At 62.5% G+C, this 15,139-nt stretch carries 13 protein-coding genes; 12 read left to right on the top strand and 1 reads right to left on the bottom strand.

Annotated elements, in window-relative coordinates; all coding sequences use genetic code 11:
* Positions 1 to 20 precede the first annotated feature (20 nt).
* The 9 genes from rseP to ACSQ22_RS19105 are packed head-to-tail and all read left to right on the top strand — an operon-like array spanning position 21 to position 9,076.
* Positions 21 to 1,385, top strand: a complete 1,365-nt coding sequence (gene rseP, locus ACSQ22_RS19145) for an RIP metalloprotease RseP (RefSeq protein WP_176886405.1) — start codon at positions 21 to 23, stop codon at positions 1,383 to 1,385.
* Between the two features lie 45 nt (positions 1,386 to 1,430).
* A complete protein-coding gene (bamA, locus tag ACSQ22_RS19140; protein ID WP_121420548.1) occupies positions 1,431 to 3,728 on the top strand; it encodes an outer membrane protein assembly factor BamA in 2,298 nt (765 codons plus the stop codon).
* Positions 3,728 to 4,249, top strand: coding sequence for an OmpH family outer membrane protein (locus ACSQ22_RS19135; RefSeq protein WP_055398240.1), 522 nt, complete (start codon positions 3,728 to 3,730; stop codon positions 4,247 to 4,249). Before bamA ends, ACSQ22_RS19135 begins: the two co-directional genes overlap by 1 nt.
* 24 nt (positions 4,250 to 4,273) lie before the next feature.
* Complete coding sequence (gene lpxD, locus ACSQ22_RS19130; protein ID WP_436131242.1) at positions 4,274 to 5,257, top strand: UDP-3-O-(3-hydroxymyristoyl)glucosamine N-acyltransferase; 984 nt, start codon at positions 4,274 to 4,276, stop codon at positions 5,255 to 5,257.
* Between the two features lie 16 nt (positions 5,258 to 5,273).
* Positions 5,274 to 5,714 (top strand): 3-hydroxyacyl-ACP dehydratase FabZ, encoded by a 441-nt coding sequence (gene fabZ, locus ACSQ22_RS19125; RefSeq protein WP_010457855.1) that lies wholly within the window; start codon positions 5,274 to 5,276, stop codon positions 5,712 to 5,714.
* A gap of 21 nt (positions 5,715 to 5,735) precedes the next feature.
* Entirely contained in the window at positions 5,736 to 6,524 is a 789-nt protein-coding gene (gene lpxA / locus ACSQ22_RS19120; protein WP_436131241.1) for an acyl-ACP--UDP-N-acetylglucosamine O-acyltransferase, read from the top strand.
* Positions 6,525 to 6,534: 10 nt separating this feature from the next.
* Complete coding sequence (gene lpxB, locus ACSQ22_RS19115; RefSeq protein ID WP_436131240.1) at positions 6,535 to 7,698, top strand: lipid-A-disaccharide synthase; 1,164 nt, start codon at positions 6,535 to 6,537, stop codon at positions 7,696 to 7,698.
* On the top strand, positions 7,664 to 8,290 hold the full coding sequence (gene rnhB / locus ACSQ22_RS19110) for a ribonuclease HII (protein WP_055398236.1): 627 nt from the start codon (positions 7,664 to 7,666) through the stop codon (positions 8,288 to 8,290). Before lpxB ends, rnhB begins: the two co-directional genes overlap by 35 nt.
* Positions 8,291 to 8,302: 12 nt before the next feature.
* Positions 8,303 to 9,076: a TrmH family RNA methyltransferase gene (locus tag ACSQ22_RS19105; protein ID WP_436131239.1), complete on the top strand. Its 774-nt coding sequence runs from the start codon at positions 8,303 to 8,305 to the stop codon at positions 9,074 to 9,076.
* Positions 9,077 to 9,136: 60 nt separating this feature from the next.
* Here ACSQ22_RS19105 and ACSQ22_RS19100 read toward each other — a convergent pair whose 3' ends face one another.
* On the bottom strand, positions 9,137 to 9,952 hold the full coding sequence (locus ACSQ22_RS19100; RefSeq protein ID WP_436131238.1) for a hypothetical protein: 816 nt from the start codon (positions 9,950 to 9,952) through the stop codon (positions 9,137 to 9,139).
* Between the two features lie 288 nt (positions 9,953 to 10,240).
* Here ACSQ22_RS19100 and carA point away from each other — a divergent pair, with 288 nt between their 5' ends.
* Genes carA through carB form a run of 3 tightly spaced genes read left to right on the top strand, consistent with a single transcriptional unit; the run spans position 10,241 to position 15,136 of the window.
* Entirely contained in the window at positions 10,241 to 11,413 is a 1,173-nt protein-coding gene (carA, locus tag ACSQ22_RS19095) for a glutamine-hydrolyzing carbamoyl-phosphate synthase small subunit (protein WP_436131237.1), read from the top strand.
* A gap of 20 nt (positions 11,414 to 11,433) precedes the next feature.
* A complete protein-coding gene (locus tag ACSQ22_RS19090) occupies positions 11,434 to 11,859 on the top strand; it encodes a hypothetical protein (RefSeq protein ID WP_055398232.1) in 426 nt (141 codons plus the stop codon).
* Between the two features lie 10 nt (positions 11,860 to 11,869).
* Entirely contained in the window at positions 11,870 to 15,136 is a 3,267-nt protein-coding gene (carB, locus tag ACSQ22_RS19085; RefSeq protein WP_426304516.1) for a carbamoyl-phosphate synthase large subunit, read from the top strand.
* Positions 15,137 to 15,139: the final 3 nt, after the last annotated feature.

The following is a 15,139-nucleotide window of genomic DNA, read 5'->3' as shown; positions in this document are numbered from 1 at the left end:
ACCGCAACACGGACCCGCACATGCTCCTCACCATCGTTGCCTTCATCGTGGCCCTCGGCCTTCTGATTGCCGTACACGAATACGGCCACTACCGGGTGGCCGTGGCGTGCGGAGTGAAGGTGCTGCGCTTCTCGGTGGGCTTTGGCAACCCGCTGCTGCGCTGGCAACCCAAGGGCTCGCCCACGGAGTTTGTCCTGGGGGCGTTTCCGCTGGGTGGATACGTGCGCATGCTGGACGAGCGGGAAGCGCCTGTGCCCCCCGAAGAGCGGCATCTGGCCTTCAACACCCAACCTCTGCGGTCTCGCGCTGCCATCGTGGCCGCAGGCCCTGTTGCGAATCTGCTGCTGGCCGTGCTGCTGTATTCCATCGTCAACTGGAACGGGGTGGAGGAGCCCAAGGCGGTCCTGGCCAGCCCGGTGGCTGGTTCCGTGGCGCAGAGCGCAGGCCTGCGTGGCGGTGAACTGGTCGCGCAGGCAGCGTTGGGTTCTGACGACCTGGAACCCGTGCGGTCGTTTGAAGATTTGCGTTGGCTGCTTACTCGCGGTGCCCTGGAGGGGGTGAACGTGCGCCTGGATGTGCAGCCACAGTCGGGGGCTGCACACCGGGAAATTTTGCTGGACATGTCGAAGATCGACAGCCGCGAAGCAGACGCCCAGCTGTTTCGCAAAATAGGCATTCTGGGGCCATGGACACGTCCGGTGCTTGGCGAGGTCATGCCTGACGGAGCCGCTGCGCGCGCCGGATTGCGCCAAGGGGATGTGGTGCTCAAGATTGGCGCCATCGATGTGGTGGATGGTCAGCAGCTGCGCGAGTTGATCCGGCAGTCCGTGCGTGGCAGCGAGCCACTGGCCCAGCCTTGGCGCGTGGATCGCGCAGGGCAGGTGCTGACCTTGGATGTTTTGCCGGAGGCCAAGCCGGAACTGGGCGCGACCATAGGCCGCATTGGGGCCTACGTTGGCGCTCCACCTGATTTCGTGACCGTTGAATATGGCGTGTTGGAAGGCGCTTGGGCCGGTGTGGTCAAGACCTGGGATGTGTCGGTATTGACGCTGCGCATGATGGGCCGCATGGTGATTGGTGAGGCATCTCTCAAGAACATCAGCGGGCCCTTGACCATCGCCGACTATGCTGGGCGTTCTGCCAGCCTGGGCCTGACGCAGTACCTCGTTTTCCTCGCCCTGATCAGCGTGAGCCTGGGCGTGCTCAACCTCCTGCCGCTGCCCGTCTTGGACGGAGGGCACCTGATGTATTATCTTTGGGAGGGTGTCACGGGCAGGGGGGTGTCAGACGCGTGGATGGAGCGCCTGCAGCGTGGAGGCGTTGCGGTCTTGCTTCTCATGATGTCCATTGCCCTGTTCAACGATATCACTCGGCTCTTTGGCTAACACTTTTGCCGCGCTTGCCCTGCAACTGCGGCGCCAGCTTCATTCATGAAAAAACACATCAATCGCCTGGGCGTGCGTACCGCATCGGCCGTTGCAGCCATGATTTTTGCCGCCAATGCGGCATGGGCTCTGGAGCCTTTCAAGGTGCAGGACATCCGCGTCGAGGGGCTGCAGCGCGTCGAGCCCGGCACCGTGTTTGCCTCCATGCCACTGCGGGTTGGTGACGACTACAACGACGAGAAGGGCGCAGCTGCCATTCGCGCACTTTTCGGTCTGGGCCTGTTCAAGGACGTGCGCCTGGAGGCGACTGGCAATGTGCTGGTGGTTGTGGTGGAGGAGCGCCCCACTGTGGCCGACGTGGATTTCGCCGGCACCCGCGAGTTTGACAAGGACGCGCTGAAGAAGGCCATGCGCGATGTCGGGCTGACCGAAGGTCGTCCCTATGACAAGGCGCTGACCGACCGGGCCGAGCAGGAGCTCAAGCGCCAGTACATCAACAAGAGCCTCTATGGCGCCGAGGTCGTCACGACCGTGACCCCGATCGAGCGCAATCGTGTCAACCTGACTTTCACTGTGGTCGAAGGCGATCCCGCCCGCATCAAGGAAGTACGCATTGTTGGCAACAAGGCCTTCAGCGAATCCACGCTCAAAGGCCTGTTTGATCAGGACACCGGTGGCTGGCTCAGCTGGTACACCAAGTCGGACCGCTATTCACGTGCCAAGCTCAACGCCGATCTGGAAACCCTGCGCTCCTACTACCTGCAGCGCGGCTATCTGGAATTCCGTGTCGATTCCACCCAGGTCGCTATTTCGCCCGACAAGCAGGACATTTCCATCACTGTCAATGTGACCGAAGGTGAGCGCTATGTGGTGTCTGGCGTGAAGCTGGAAGGCAACTACCTGGACCGTGAAGATGAGTTCAAGTCCCTGGTCACCATTCGCCCTGGTGAACCCTATAACGCGGACCAGGTCACTGAAACGACCAAGGCGTTTTCCGAGTATTTCTCCCGGTTTGGCTTTGCGTTCGCGCGGGTAGAAGCCGTGCCAGAGATTGACCGCGAAAACAACCGCGTTGCTTTTGTTCTGCAGGCGGAGCCCTCGCGCCGTGCCTATGTGCGCCGCATCAATGTGAGCGGCAACAACCGCACACGCGACGAAGTGATCCGCCGCGAGTTCCGCCAGTACGAAGCCTCCTGGTACGACGGTGAAAAAATCCGCCTGTCGCGTGATCGCGTGGACCGCCTGGGCTTCTTCACCGAGGTCAATGTGGAGACCCAGGAGGTCCCGGGCTCTCCAGACCAGGTGGACCTGGTGATCAACGTGGCAGAAAAACCCACCGGGTCGCTGCAGATGGGGGTGGGTTTTTCCAGCGCCGAAAAGGTGTCGCTGTCGTTTGGTATCAAGCAAGAGAACATTTTTGGCTCTGGCAACTACCTGGGCATTGATGTCAACACCAGCAAGTACCGTCGCACGCTCGTGTTCAGCACCACCAATCCGTACTTCACGCCCGACGGCATTTCTCGCACGCTGGACGTGTACTACCGCACGGACAAGCCATACGAAGACCAGGGCGGTAACTACGAGTTGGTGACCACCGGCACGTCGGTGCGATTCGGTGTTCCGTTCAGTGAAACCGATACCGTGTTCTTTGGCGGTGGGCTGGAGCAGACCAAGATCAAGGCGGGGACGAACATTCCCGCCACCTACCTGGCCTATGCCGACCAGTTTGGCTACAGCAGCACCTCCATTCCTTTGACGATCGGTTGGTCGCGGGACGACCGCGACAGCGCTCTGGCGCCGAATTCCGGCCGCTATCAGCGCCTCAATTCAGAATGGTCGGTGGCTGGGGATGCTCGCTATGTGCGGGCCAACTACCAGTACCAGCAGTACGTACCGCTGAACAAACGTTTCACCATCGCCTTCAATGGCGAGGTGGGTATCGGCAAGGGCATGAATGGTCGGCCGTTCCCGGTGTTCAAGAATTTCTATTCGGGCGGGTTGGGCTCGGTGCGTGGCTTTGACCAGGGTACCCTGGGTCCGCGCGACGTGACGGGGGCCTCTTTGGGGGGGCCAAAGAAGGTGACGCTGAACGCGGAACTGATCGCGCCGTTCCCGGGTGCAGGGAACGACCGGACGCTGCGTGTATTCACCTTCTTTGACGTGGGTAATGTGTACGGAGAAAACGAAAAAGTTACCTTCAGTGACATGCGTTCTTCCGTGGGCCTGGGCTTGAGCTGGATTTCCCCGCTCGGTCCTTTGCGTCTGGCTTTTGCGCAACCGGTGCGCAAGTTCGCCGGCGATAGAATCCAGAAACTGCAATTCCAGATTGGAACGTCTTTCTAATGAAATCCATTTCTCGCCATATCTCTTTGGCTCTGCTGCTTGGCTCCATGGCCGTGGCAGCCCCTGCGCAAGCTCAAGAGTCGTTCAAAGCCGGTTTTGTCAATACAGACCGCATCTTCCGTGAGGCCAGCACTGCCAAGGCTGCACAGGCCAAGCTGGAGCAGGAATTCTCCCGTCGCGAGAAAGAACTGGTGGACATGGGCAGTACCCTGAAGACCGCCACAGAGAAATTCGAACGCGAAGCCCCCACGATGGCTGAAAGCCAGCGCACGACCCGCCAGCGCCAGCTGGTGGACCAGGACCGTGAATTCCAGCGCAAGCGCCGCGAGTTCCAGGAAGACCTGAGCGCCCGCAAGAACGAGGAACTGTCCCAGGTACTCGAACGTGCGAACAAGGTCGTCAAGCAAGTGGCTGAAGCCGAGAAGTACGACGTGATCCTCCAGGAGGCCGTCTACATCAACCCCAAGCATGACATCACCGACAAGGTGATCAAGGCGCTGAATGCCTCTGCTGGCAAGTAAGCCACAGCCCTGGACAGGTGGCGCGTGAGCTTGCTTCTTGGGCACATAGTTGATGCGCTCGGTGGCTCGCTGGAAGGAGGTGCGACACGGGATGTCGTCATCTCCCGCATCGCGCCCCTGGAGGTTGCCGGGCCGGGAGATCTCAGTTTCCTGAGCAACCCCCGCTACCAACAGCAACTGGCCGCCTCCCGGGCGGCCTGTGTCATTGTGGCACCTGCCATGCGCGATGCCGCTCTGGCGCGCGGTGCCTGCATCGTGGCGGACAACCCCTACGTGTATTTCGCGCGTGCCACCCAGTTGTGGCGGCAACGCAATACGCCAGCGCAGCGCGCGGGGGTACACGCCAGTGCCGTGGTGGATCCCACGGCACAGGTGCACCCCACTGCGACCATTGGGCCGCTTTGTGTAGTGGAGCGTGGAGCGCAGGTGGGCGCGGGGACCATTCTCAAGTCGCGTGTAACCGTGGGCGAAGGCTGCACCATCGGCGCGCGTTGCATCGTGCACGCCGGTGTGGTGATCGGCGCGGATGGTTTTGGCTTTGCGCCCGAGCAAGGACAGTGGGTCAAGATCGAGCAGCTCGGTGCCGTGCGCATCGGAGACGACGTCGAGATTGGCGCCAACACCTGCATCGACCGGGGCGCGCTTCAGGACACCGTCATCGAAGATGGCGTCAAGCTCGACAACCTGATCCAGATCGGCCACAACGTGCGCATCGGCAAGCACTCGGCCATGGCTGGGTGTGTGGGGGTGGCTGGCAGCGCGACCATTGGCGCGCACTGCACTGTGGGCGGCGGGGCGATTGTGCTGGGCCATCTGGAGCTGGCCGACAACGTGCATATCTCGGCAGCTACCGTGGTCACACGCTCGCTCACGCGGCCTGGGCAATACACGGGCATGTTTCCCATCGACGACAATGCGCGCTGGGAAAAAAACGCTGCAACACTCAAACAACTGCACAGCTTGCGGGAGCGCATCAAGGCGCTTGAGCAGGCTCTCAAGGCAGCATGAACGGAAGAACAACTCGATGATGGATATTCACGCAATTCTCAAGCAACTGCCCCACCGCTACCCGTTCCTGCTGGTGGACAAAGTGATCGAGCTTGAGAGCAACACCCGCATCAAGGCCATCAAGAACGTGACGTTCAATGAGCCCTATTTCATGGGGCATTTCCCCGGACGTCCCGTGATGCCGGGTGTGTTGATCCTGGAGGCGCTGGCCCAGGCTGCGGGCTTGCTGGCGTTTGATGCCATGGGCAAGGTGCCCGATGAGAACAATATCTACTACTTTGTGGGCATTGATGGCGCGCGTTTCAAGCGCCCGGTGGAGCCCGGCGACCAGTTGATCCTGAGCATCACCATCGATCGCGTTCGCGGCGGCATCTGGAAGTTCAAGGGCGTGGCCAGCGTGGGCGAAGAGGTGGCCTGCGAGGCCGAGCTCATGTGCACCATGCGCAGCGTGGGTTGACCGACCCGGGCTTGTTGGATCGTGAGCAATATTCATCCCACTGCCATTGTTGCGGACGGCGCACGCCTGGACCCTTCGGTCACGGTGGGACCGTATGCGGTTATTGGTGAGCATGTGTCGATCGGTGCGGGCACGGCGGTCGGCGCACATTGCGTCATTGACGGGCGCACGACGATTGGCGCCGACAACCGCATCTTTCAGTTCAACTCCATCGGCGCCATCCCGCAGGACAAGAAATATGCGGGCGAGCCTACCGAACTGGTCATCGGCGACCGCAACACCATCCGCGAGTTCTGTACCCTGAACCTCGGTGTGCCCCAGGCCGGTGGCATCACCACGGTGGGGGACGACAACTGGATCATGGCGTACACCCACATCGCCCATGATTGCCATGTGGGCAACCACACCACGCTGGCCAACAACACCACCCTGGCAGGCCATGTCCACCTGGGAGATTGGGTGACGGTGGGCGGGCTTACCGGCATCCACCAGTTCGTCAAGGTCGGGGCGCATGCCATGGTGGGCTTTGCCAGCGCAGTGTCGCAGGACGTGCCCCCCTTCATGCTGGTGGATGGCAACCCGCTGGCCGTGCGGGGCTATAACGTGGTGGGGCTGCGCCGCCGCGGCTTCTCGCCCGAGCGCATTGCTGCGGTCAAGCAGATGCACAAGCTGATCTACCGCCAGGGCCTCACGCTGGAGGCTGCACGTGCCGCCATTGCTGCGCTGGTGCAGTCCGCACCGCAGGCCAGCGAGGATGCCGCGATGATGGAGCGGTTCCTGGCCGACGCCACGCGCGGCATAGCGCGCTGAGGGCTGGGTGATGGCTGCTTCCCCCCGCGTCGCCATGGTGGCGGGCGAGACATCGGGCGACCTGCTGGCCGGTCTGTTGATCGACGGCATGCAGGCCCATTGGCCAGACCTGCAGACCTGCGGCATTGGTGGCCCGCAAATGCAACGCCGGGGTTTTGATGCCTGGTGGCCCAGCGAGAAGTTGGCCGTGCATGGCTACAGCATGGAAGTGCTGCGCCGTCTGCGCGAGTTGCTGGGCATCCGCAAGCAACTGCGTGAGCGGTTGCTCAAGGACCGCCCGGATGTCTTCATCGGTGTGGATGCCCCTGATTTCAACCTGGGGCTGGAAGCTGACCTGCGCGCTGCGGGCATCAAGACCGTGCATTTCGTGTGCCCCTCCGTCTGGGCCTGGCGCGCGGAACGCGTCGAGAAGATTCGCCGCAGCGCTGATCATGTGTTGTGCATCTTTCCGTTCGAGCCAGAACTGCTCGCGCGGCATGGCATCGCCGCCACCTATGTGGGGCACCCGCTGGCGGGTGTGATTCCCATGGTGCCGGACCGCGCTGCGGCCCGTGCGCAGCTCGGGCTGCAGGATACGGACGAGGTGCTGGCCATTCTGCCGGGCAGCCGTTCTTCGGAGATCGCCTACATCACTCAACCCTTCTTTGAGGCTGCAGCGCTTGTCAGAAAAGCGCGACCAGCTATTAAATTAATAGTGCCTGCCGTGCCAGCGCTGCGCGAACGCATCGTGCAGGCAGCGCAGGCCGCTGGGCTGGGCGGTGTGGTGCAGATCGTTTCCGGGCAATCCCACGCAGTGCTCGCCGCCTGCGACACCACGCTGATCGCCAGTGGCACCGCCACGCTGGAGGCGGCCCTGTTCAAGCGCCCCATGGTCATTGGCTACCACATGCACCCATTGAGCTGGTGGCTTATGCGCCGCAAGCAGTTACAGCCCTGGGTGGGCTTGCCCAACATCCTGTGTGGCGACTTCGTCGTGCCCGAGCTGATCCAGGATGCCGCGACACCCCAGGCGCTTTGTGCGGCAACACTCCAATGGCTGGATGCCCGCCAGCACCATCCCGAAAAAATCACGGCTCTGGAGCAGCGCTTTACGGCGCTGCACGAGAGCCTGCGCCGCAACACTCCCCAACTGGCTGCCGATGCGATCCAGAAAATCCTCCATCCCGCTGCCTGAACAGGCCTGCCTGCCCTGGCATCCGCCAGGCCTTGTGGCCGGCGTGGATGAAGCGGGCCGTGGCCCGCTGGCGGGGCCTGTGGTGGCTGCTGCAGTCATCCTGGACGATCTGCATCCCATCGCAGGCCTGGCAGACTCCAAGAAGCTCACGCCCGCCCGGCGCGAAAAGCTCTACGACGAAATCCGCGCCAAGGCGCTGTGCTGCAGCATTGCCGAGGCCAGCGTGGAAGAGATCGATCAGCTCAACATCCTGCAGGCCACGATGCTGGCCATGCGGCGGGCCGTGATGGGGCTGCGCCTGAAGCCCGTCATGGTCCTCGTCGATGGCAATCGGCTCCCCACGCTCGACATCCAGGCTGAGGCCATCGTCAAGGGCGATGCGCTGGTGCCGGCCATCTCGGCCGCGTCCATCCTGGCCAAGGTGCACCGTGACCGCTGGTGTGTGCAGGTGCATGAAGAATTTCCCCAGTACGGATTTGCGGGCCACAAAGGCTATGGCACGGCGGTGCACATGGCGGCCCTGCGCGAGCACGGCGCGTGCGTCCACCACCGGCGTTCCTTTGCGCCCGTGGCGCAGAATCTGCGCGGCTGAACCTGCCCAACCATGACATCCTCCTCGATCACCACCATCCATTCGCGGGACAACACGTTCGTGAAAGACCTGCGCCGTCTTGCGCAGGACACCACGGCCTACCGCAAGCAAGGCCGGGTTTGGCTGGAGGGCGATCACCTTTGCCGCGCGGCCCTGGAGCGTGGCCAGCGCGCATCCATTGCGGTGTTTTCAGAGTCTTTTTGGCCGCTGGCGCAGGTAGAGTGGGCGCAAGATGCTATGAAAATCATAGTAATTGCTGACGCACTGTTTGCCGACATCAGTGGGCTGGACTCGCCCGCTCGGATGGGGTTCATCATGGATTTGCCCGCGCCCGCTGCGGTGCATCCGGGTGCGGCGACCGTGGTGCTGGACCGTGTGCAGGACGCTGGGAATGTGGGCTCCATCCTGCGCAGTGCATCCGCGTTCGGGTTCCGGCAGGTGGTTGCCATCAAGGGCAGCGCCGCATTGTGGTCCCCCAAGGTGCTGCGGGCGGGCATGGGTGCGCATTTCGCGCTGGACCTGATCGAGGGCGTGGAGCACGGCGAGCTTCAATCGCTGCAGGTGCCCATGCTTGTGACCAGCTCGCACGCCGGAGACTGGTTGCACCGTGCCGCCTTGCCCTGGCCGTGTGCATGGGTGTTGGGCCACGAAGGGCAGGGCGTTTCCCCTGCACTGGAAGAGCGTGCCGCTCTGCGCATCCGCATTGCACAACCGGGCGGCGAAGAGTCGCTCAATGTGGCGGCCGCTGCAGCGATCTGCCTGCATGCGAGCGGCGCCGGGCGCTGAAGCCACCGCTTCTTGATCGTTTCCAGCAGATCTCAGGGGGGCGGAGCGCCTCACTCTTTTTTAGAGATTGCGCAGGAACTGGCGCACGAATTCTTCCTGGTTGGGGGCGTCCTTCTCCGTGCTGAACAGCACCTGCTGGTTCTCCACCCGGATTTTCAGCTGCGGCGCGAATTTGCATTGCACCAAGCCCAGGCCGGATGCCGTGCTTTTGAAGGCGGGAGTGTTGCGGCACATGGCTTCCAGCTCTGATGCCACCACGCCGCAGAAGCTGCCGATGCTCAGCGACTGGAGTTTCTCGTCGTCAATGGTGGCCCAGTCAACGTTGGTCTTCACTGGCGTACCGCATGCAGCGGTGGCGTCCTGGTCGGCCTTGGCCAGTTCGGCCTGCACGCTGGCCAGGCGCTTGTTGCGGTCAAAGCGGGCCAGCTTGTCCTGCAGGCCCTGCTTTTGTTGGCCTTTGTAGCTGGCCAGCAGGTCTGCCAGCTTGAAGGCCTTGCTCTTTTCTTCGCTGAAGGCCAGTGGCACGCCATCGCGCTTGCCTGGCAGGTACACCACATAGTGGTCGCCATTGCGATAGGCCTGGTTCTGCTTTTGCAGCAGACCGTAGCTGCGGCCATCGAGCGTGGTGGCGTATACCTCGCGCGCCGAGCCCCGTTGCTCCAACTGGCTCAGGAAGACGACCTGATCGATGGGGTCGTTGATGCCGCTCACTCGCACCAGGGCCTGCTTGCCGTCTGCGGTGGGGGCCAGCACGACTTCAACGCCCTGGGGCGCCACGAAGACCTGGGGGTATTTCGCCAGCTCCAGGGCCTGAGCGGCCATGGCGGCACACAGGCCCGCCAGGGAAAGGGCAAGGGGTCGGAAAAAAATGCGCATCGGGATCAGCCTTTGGAGTGGGGGCGGTGGGGAAACGGGGCGAAGTCTAGGGCGCCTGTTGTCCTCTGAAATGCCTGGAACACTTGCTTACGTAACAAGGTTATGCAAGACGCGCATTTGTTGGTGAGCGCGCCATGAAGGATATAATCGGGAGCTTTTCTCGCAACAGCGTCGCCCGACCGCACCCAAAGCAACAACCCATCTGAGAGCAGCCACCAGCACTTGCGTACCTTTGCGTGCACGAGTGGACTGCAGGCGCCGGGCGACCGTAACCATCCGGAGAACCCAGTGCTTTTGTCTCTACAGGGAAACTTCCCGCCCGCCATCCTGGCGCTCGCAGACGGCACGGTCTTTATCGGCAATTCGATTGGTGCCACCGGCACCACCGTCGGCGAAGTGGTGTTCAACACCGCCATCACCGGCTACCAGGAAATCCTCACCGACCCGAGCTACTGCCAGCAGATCGTGACCCTCACGTATCCGCACATCGGCAACTACGGCGTCAATGTGGAGGACATCGAAGCCGACAAGGTCCACGCCGCAGGCCTGATCATCAAAGACCTGCCGCTGCTGGCAAGCAACTTCCGCTCCACGGAAACGCTCTCGCAGTACCTCGTGCGTGAGAAGACCGTTGCCATCGCCAACATCGACACCCGAAAGCTCACGCGCCTGCTGCGCAGCAAGGGTGCGCAAAACGGCACCATCATCGGCCTTGCCGCAGGGCAGGCTGTCACGCAGGCGCTCATCGACGAAGCCATCGCCAAGGCCAAGGCAGCCCCCAACATGGCCGGGCTGGACCTGGCCCAGGTGGTGACCACGGCAGTGCGTTATGAGTGGACGCAGACAGAGTGGAAACTGGGTACTGGCTACGGCGAACTGTCGGCCCCACAGTTTCACGTAGTGGCGTACGACTTTGGCGTGAAGAAGAACATCCTGCGCATGCTGGCGGAACGTGGCTGCAAGGTCACAGTGGTGCCAGCAAAGACGCCGGCCGCTGATGTGCTGGCTCTCAAACCCGATGGTGTTTTCCTGTCCAACGGCCCTGGCGACCCCGAGCCTTGCGACTACGCCATCGCCGCGACCCGCACGATTGTGGACAGTGGCATGCCCACGTTCGGCATCTGCCTGGGGCACCAGATCATGGCCCTGGCTGCTGGTGCCAAGACCTTCAAGATGACCCACAGCCACCATGGTGCCAACCACCCGGTGAAGGACCTGGACACGGGCCGCGTGAGCATCACGAGCCAGAACCACGGTTTTGCGGTGGACATGGAATCGCTTCCTGCCCATCTGCGCGCCACGCACGTCAGCCTTTTTGACGGCACGCTGCAAGGGCTGGTCCACAAGGACAAGCCCGCTTTCTGTTTCCAGGGGCATCCTGAGGCATCCCCAGGTCCGCACGATATCGCATACCTCTTTGACCGCTTCACCGACGCCATGCGCGCGGCAAAAGCCGGTTAAGCGCGGAAGGAAACAGCACCATGAAACTGTTCAGCTTCCCCCTTGCATCGCTGGAAAAGGCGATCCACAAGCGTGTCCTGACCCTGCCTTCGCCCCACCGTGAGTGGTTCACGGAACGTTGGGCGCAAAAGCCCTACAAGAAAGCGTTCGTCGAGAACAAGGCCATGCCGCTCGTCACGCTCGTGGCCAAGGGCAAGACGCTGGACGATGCCGCCTTTGCAGAGCTGCTGCAGGAGTGGGAAGTGACGTTTTATGACGCGGAAGAAGAAGTCTTGCGCCCACTGATCCAGGGCGACGGCCTGCTGCAGCTGATGCAGAAGAACCTTCCTCCCGCACGCGCCGAGGCGCTGCTTGCCAAGTTGACCCAGCGGCGTTTGCCCGCAGATGCAACAGCAGCCTCTGCCCCAACCCCCAGCCCCCAGGCAGCCGAACCCACGATCGACTGATCGACGCACCATGCCAAAACGCACAGACATCAAAAGCATCCTCATCATCGGCGCTGGCCCCATCATCATCGGCCAGGCCTGCGAGTTCGACTACTCCGGCGTACAGGCCTGCAAGGCCCTGCGCGAAGAGGGCTACAAGGTCATCCTGATCAACAGCAACCCTGCGACGATCATGACCGACCCGGCCACGGCCGACGTCACCTACATCGAGCCCATCACTTGGCAGACGGTCGAGAAGATCATCGCCAAGGAGCGTCCCGATGCCATCCTGCCCACCATGGGTGGCCAGACAGCGCTCAACTGCGCGCTGGACCTGTGGCACAACGGCGTGCTCGACAAATACAAGGTGGAGCTCATCGGCGCCACACCTGAAGCCATCGACAAGGCCGAAGACCGCTTGAAGTTCAAGGACGCCATGACCAAGATCGGTCTGGGCTCGGCGCGCTCCGGCATCGCCCACAGCATGGACGAAGCCTGGGCCGTGCAAAAGACCGTGGGTTTCCCCACCGTGATCCGCCCCAGCTTCACGCTGGGCGGGACCGGCGGCGGCATTGCCTACAACCCTGAAGAGTTCGAGACCATCTGCAAGCGCGGCCTCGAAGCGTCGCCCACCAACGAGCTGCTGATTGAAGAGTCGCTGCTTGGCTGGAAGGAATACGAGATGGAAGTGGTCCGCGACAAGGCGGACAACTGCATCATCATCTGCTCCATCGAAAACCTGGACCCGATGGGTGTGCACACGGGCGACTCGATCACCGTGGCCCCCGCGCAGACGCTGACCGACAAGGAATACCAGATCATGCGCAACGCCTCGCTGGCAGTGCTGCGTGAAATTGGTGTGGACACGGGTGGCTCCAATGTGCAGTTCTCGGTCAACCCGAAGGACGGCCGCATGATCGTCATCGAGATGAACCCGCGCGTGTCGCGTTCGTCGGCGCTGGCCTCCAAGGCCACGGGCTTCCCCATCGCCAAGGTTGCCGCCAAGCTGGCCGTGGGCTACACGCTGGACGAGCTCAAGAACGAAATCACGGGCGGTGCGACGCCTGCATCGTTCGAGCCTTCGATCGACTACGTGGTCACCAAGATCCCACGTTTTGCGTTCGAAAAATTCCCCACGGCCGACAGCCGCCTGACTACGCAGATGAAGTCGGTGGGCGAGGTCATGGCCATGGGCCGCACCTTCCAGGAGTCCTTCCAGAAAGCCCTGCGCGGCCTGGAAGTTGGCGTGGACGGCATGAACGAGAAAACCCAGGACCGCGAGACGCTCGAAAAGGAACTGGGCGAGCCCGGTCCCGAGCGCATCTGGTACGTGGGCGATGCGTTTGCCATGGGTCTTTCGGTCGACGAAGTGTTCGAGCTGACCAAGATCGACAAATGGTTCCTGGTGCAGATTGAGCAAATCGTGAAGATCGAGCTGGACATCGACAAGCTGGTGGCCGAAAAGGGTGACGGTGCCCTGACGGCGCTGGATGCCGGCACGCTGCTCACGCTCAAGCAAAAAGGCTTCTCCGACCGCCGGCTGGCCAAGCTGCTCAAGACCACCGAGAAGGCGGTGCGCGAAGCACGCCGTGCGCTCAAAGTGCGCCCCGTGTATAAGCGTGTGGACACCTGTGCGGCCGAGTTCGCAACCAACACCGCGTACCTGTACTCCACTTACGAAGTCGCCACCCACGGTGGTGTCGCCGAATGCGAGTCGGAGCCTACGAACAACAAGAAGATCATGGTGCTGGGCGGTGGCCCCAACCGCATCGGCCAGGGCATCGAGTTCGACTACTGCTGCGTGCATGCGGCCCTTGCCATGCGCGAGGACGGCTACGAGACCATCATGGTCAACTGCAACCCCGAGACCGTCTCCACCGACTATGACACCTCCGACCGCCTGTACTTCGAGCCCGTGACGCTCGAAGACGTGCTGGAGATTGTGGACAAGGAAAAGCCGGTCGGCGTGATCGTGCAGTACGGCGGCCAGACGCCCCTGAAGCTTGCCCTGGGTCTGGAAGCTGCTGGCGTCCCGATCATCGGCACCAGCCCCGACATGATCGACGCGGCTGAAGACCGCGAGCGCTTCCAGAAGCTGCTGGGTGAGCTCGGCCTGCGCCAGCCGCCCAATGCCACGGCACGCACCGAACCCGAAGCCCTGGAAAAGGCCGCCGCTCTGGGCTACCCCCTGGTGGTGCGCCCCAGCTACGTGCTGGGCGGCCGCGCGATGGAAATCGTGCACGAGCAGCGCGACCTGGAGCGCTACATGCGCGAGGCCGTGAAGGTAAGCAACGACTCGCCCGTGCTGCTCGACCGCTTCCTCTCCAACGCTATCGAGTGCGACGTGGACTGCGTGCGCGATTCGGCGGGCGTCACCTTCATCGGCGGGGTCATGGAACACATCGAGCAGGCGGGCGTGCACAGTGGTGACTCCGCCTGCTCACTGCCCCCGTACTACCTGTCGCAGCCCACCATCGACGAGATCAAGCGCCAGACCGCCGCCATGGCCCAGGGCCTGAACGTGGTAGGCCTGATGAACGTGCAGTTCGCCATCCAGGAGATGGAAGGCAAGGACGTGATCTACGTGCTGGAAGTGAACCCCCGCGCCTCGCGCACGGTGCCGTTTGTTTCCAAGGCCACGGGCATCCAGCTGGCCAAGGTCGCGGCGCGTTGCATGGCGGGTCAAACGCTGGCCTCGCAGGGCATCACCAAGGAAGTGACACCGCCGTACTTCAGCGTGAAGGAGGCCGTGTTCCCGTTCGTGAAGTTCCCTGGCGTGGACACCATCCTCGGCCCAGAGATGAAGTCCACCGGCGAAGTCATGGGCGTGGGCAAGACCTTTGGCGAAGCCTTTGTGAAGAGCCAGCTGGGCGCGGGCACCAAGCTGCCCACATCGGGCAAGGTGTTCCTCACGGTGAAGAATGCCGACAAGCCGCGTGCCGTGGACATCGCCCGCCAACTGGTGGCGCTGGGCTTTGAGCTGGTGGCGACCAAGGGCACTGCAGCTGCTATTGCCGAAGCTGGCGTGCCTGTGGGCGTGGTCAACAAGGTGACCGAAGGCCGCCCGCACATCGTGGACATGATCAAGAACAACGAGATCGTCATGGTCATCAACACCGTGGAAGAGCGCCGTAATGCGATTGCCGATTCGCGTGCGATCCGCACCTCGTCGCTGCTGGCCCGCGTGACCACGTTCACGACCATCTTTGGCGCCGAGGCGGCGGTGGAGGGCATGAAGTACCTGGACAAACTCGACGTGTACTCGGTGCAGGAGCTGCACGCCCAACTGGCTGCCTGAGCA

This window comes from Acidovorax sp. LjRoot38, assembly GCF_964252975.1.
GTDB lineage: Bacteria > Pseudomonadota > Gammaproteobacteria > Burkholderiales > Burkholderiaceae_C > Acidovorax > Acidovorax facilis.
Note: the sequence above shows the minus strand (reverse complement) of the source record. Positions and strands in the feature narration are given on the sequence as shown.

Bases quoted from the DNA above. Each gene is read 5' to 3' on its own strand.
- ACSQ22_RS19135 (WP_055398240.1), top strand. From the start codon at position 3,728: ATGAAATCCATTTCTCGCCATATCTCTTTGGCTCTGCTGCTTGGCTCC.
- carB (WP_426304516.1), top strand. From the start codon at position 11,870: ATGCCAAAACGCACAGACATCAAAAGCATCCTCATCATCGGCGCTGGC.
- lpxB (WP_436131240.1), top strand. From the start codon at position 6,535: ATGGCTGCTTCCCCCCGCGTCGCCATGGTGGCGGGCGAGACATCGGGC.
- rseP (WP_176886405.1), top strand. From the start codon at position 21: ATGCTCCTCACCATCGTTGCCTTCATCGTGGCCCTCGGCCTTCTGATT.
- ACSQ22_RS19100 (WP_436131238.1), bottom strand. From the start codon at position 9,952: ATGCGCATTTTTTTCCGACCCCTTGCCCTTTCCCTGGCGGGCCTGTGT.
- bamA (WP_121420548.1), top strand. From the start codon at position 1,431: ATGAAAAAACACATCAATCGCCTGGGCGTGCGTACCGCATCGGCCGTT.
- rnhB (WP_055398236.1), top strand. From the start codon at position 7,664: ATGCGATCCAGAAAATCCTCCATCCCGCTGCCTGAACAGGCCTGCCTG.
- fabZ (WP_010457855.1), top strand. From the start codon at position 5,274: ATGATGGATATTCACGCAATTCTCAAGCAACTGCCCCACCGCTACCCG.
- ACSQ22_RS19090 (WP_055398232.1), top strand. From the start codon at position 11,434: ATGAAACTGTTCAGCTTCCCCCTTGCATCGCTGGAAAAGGCGATCCAC.
- ACSQ22_RS19105 (WP_436131239.1), top strand. From the start codon at position 8,303: ATGACATCCTCCTCGATCACCACCATCCATTCGCGGGACAACACGTTC.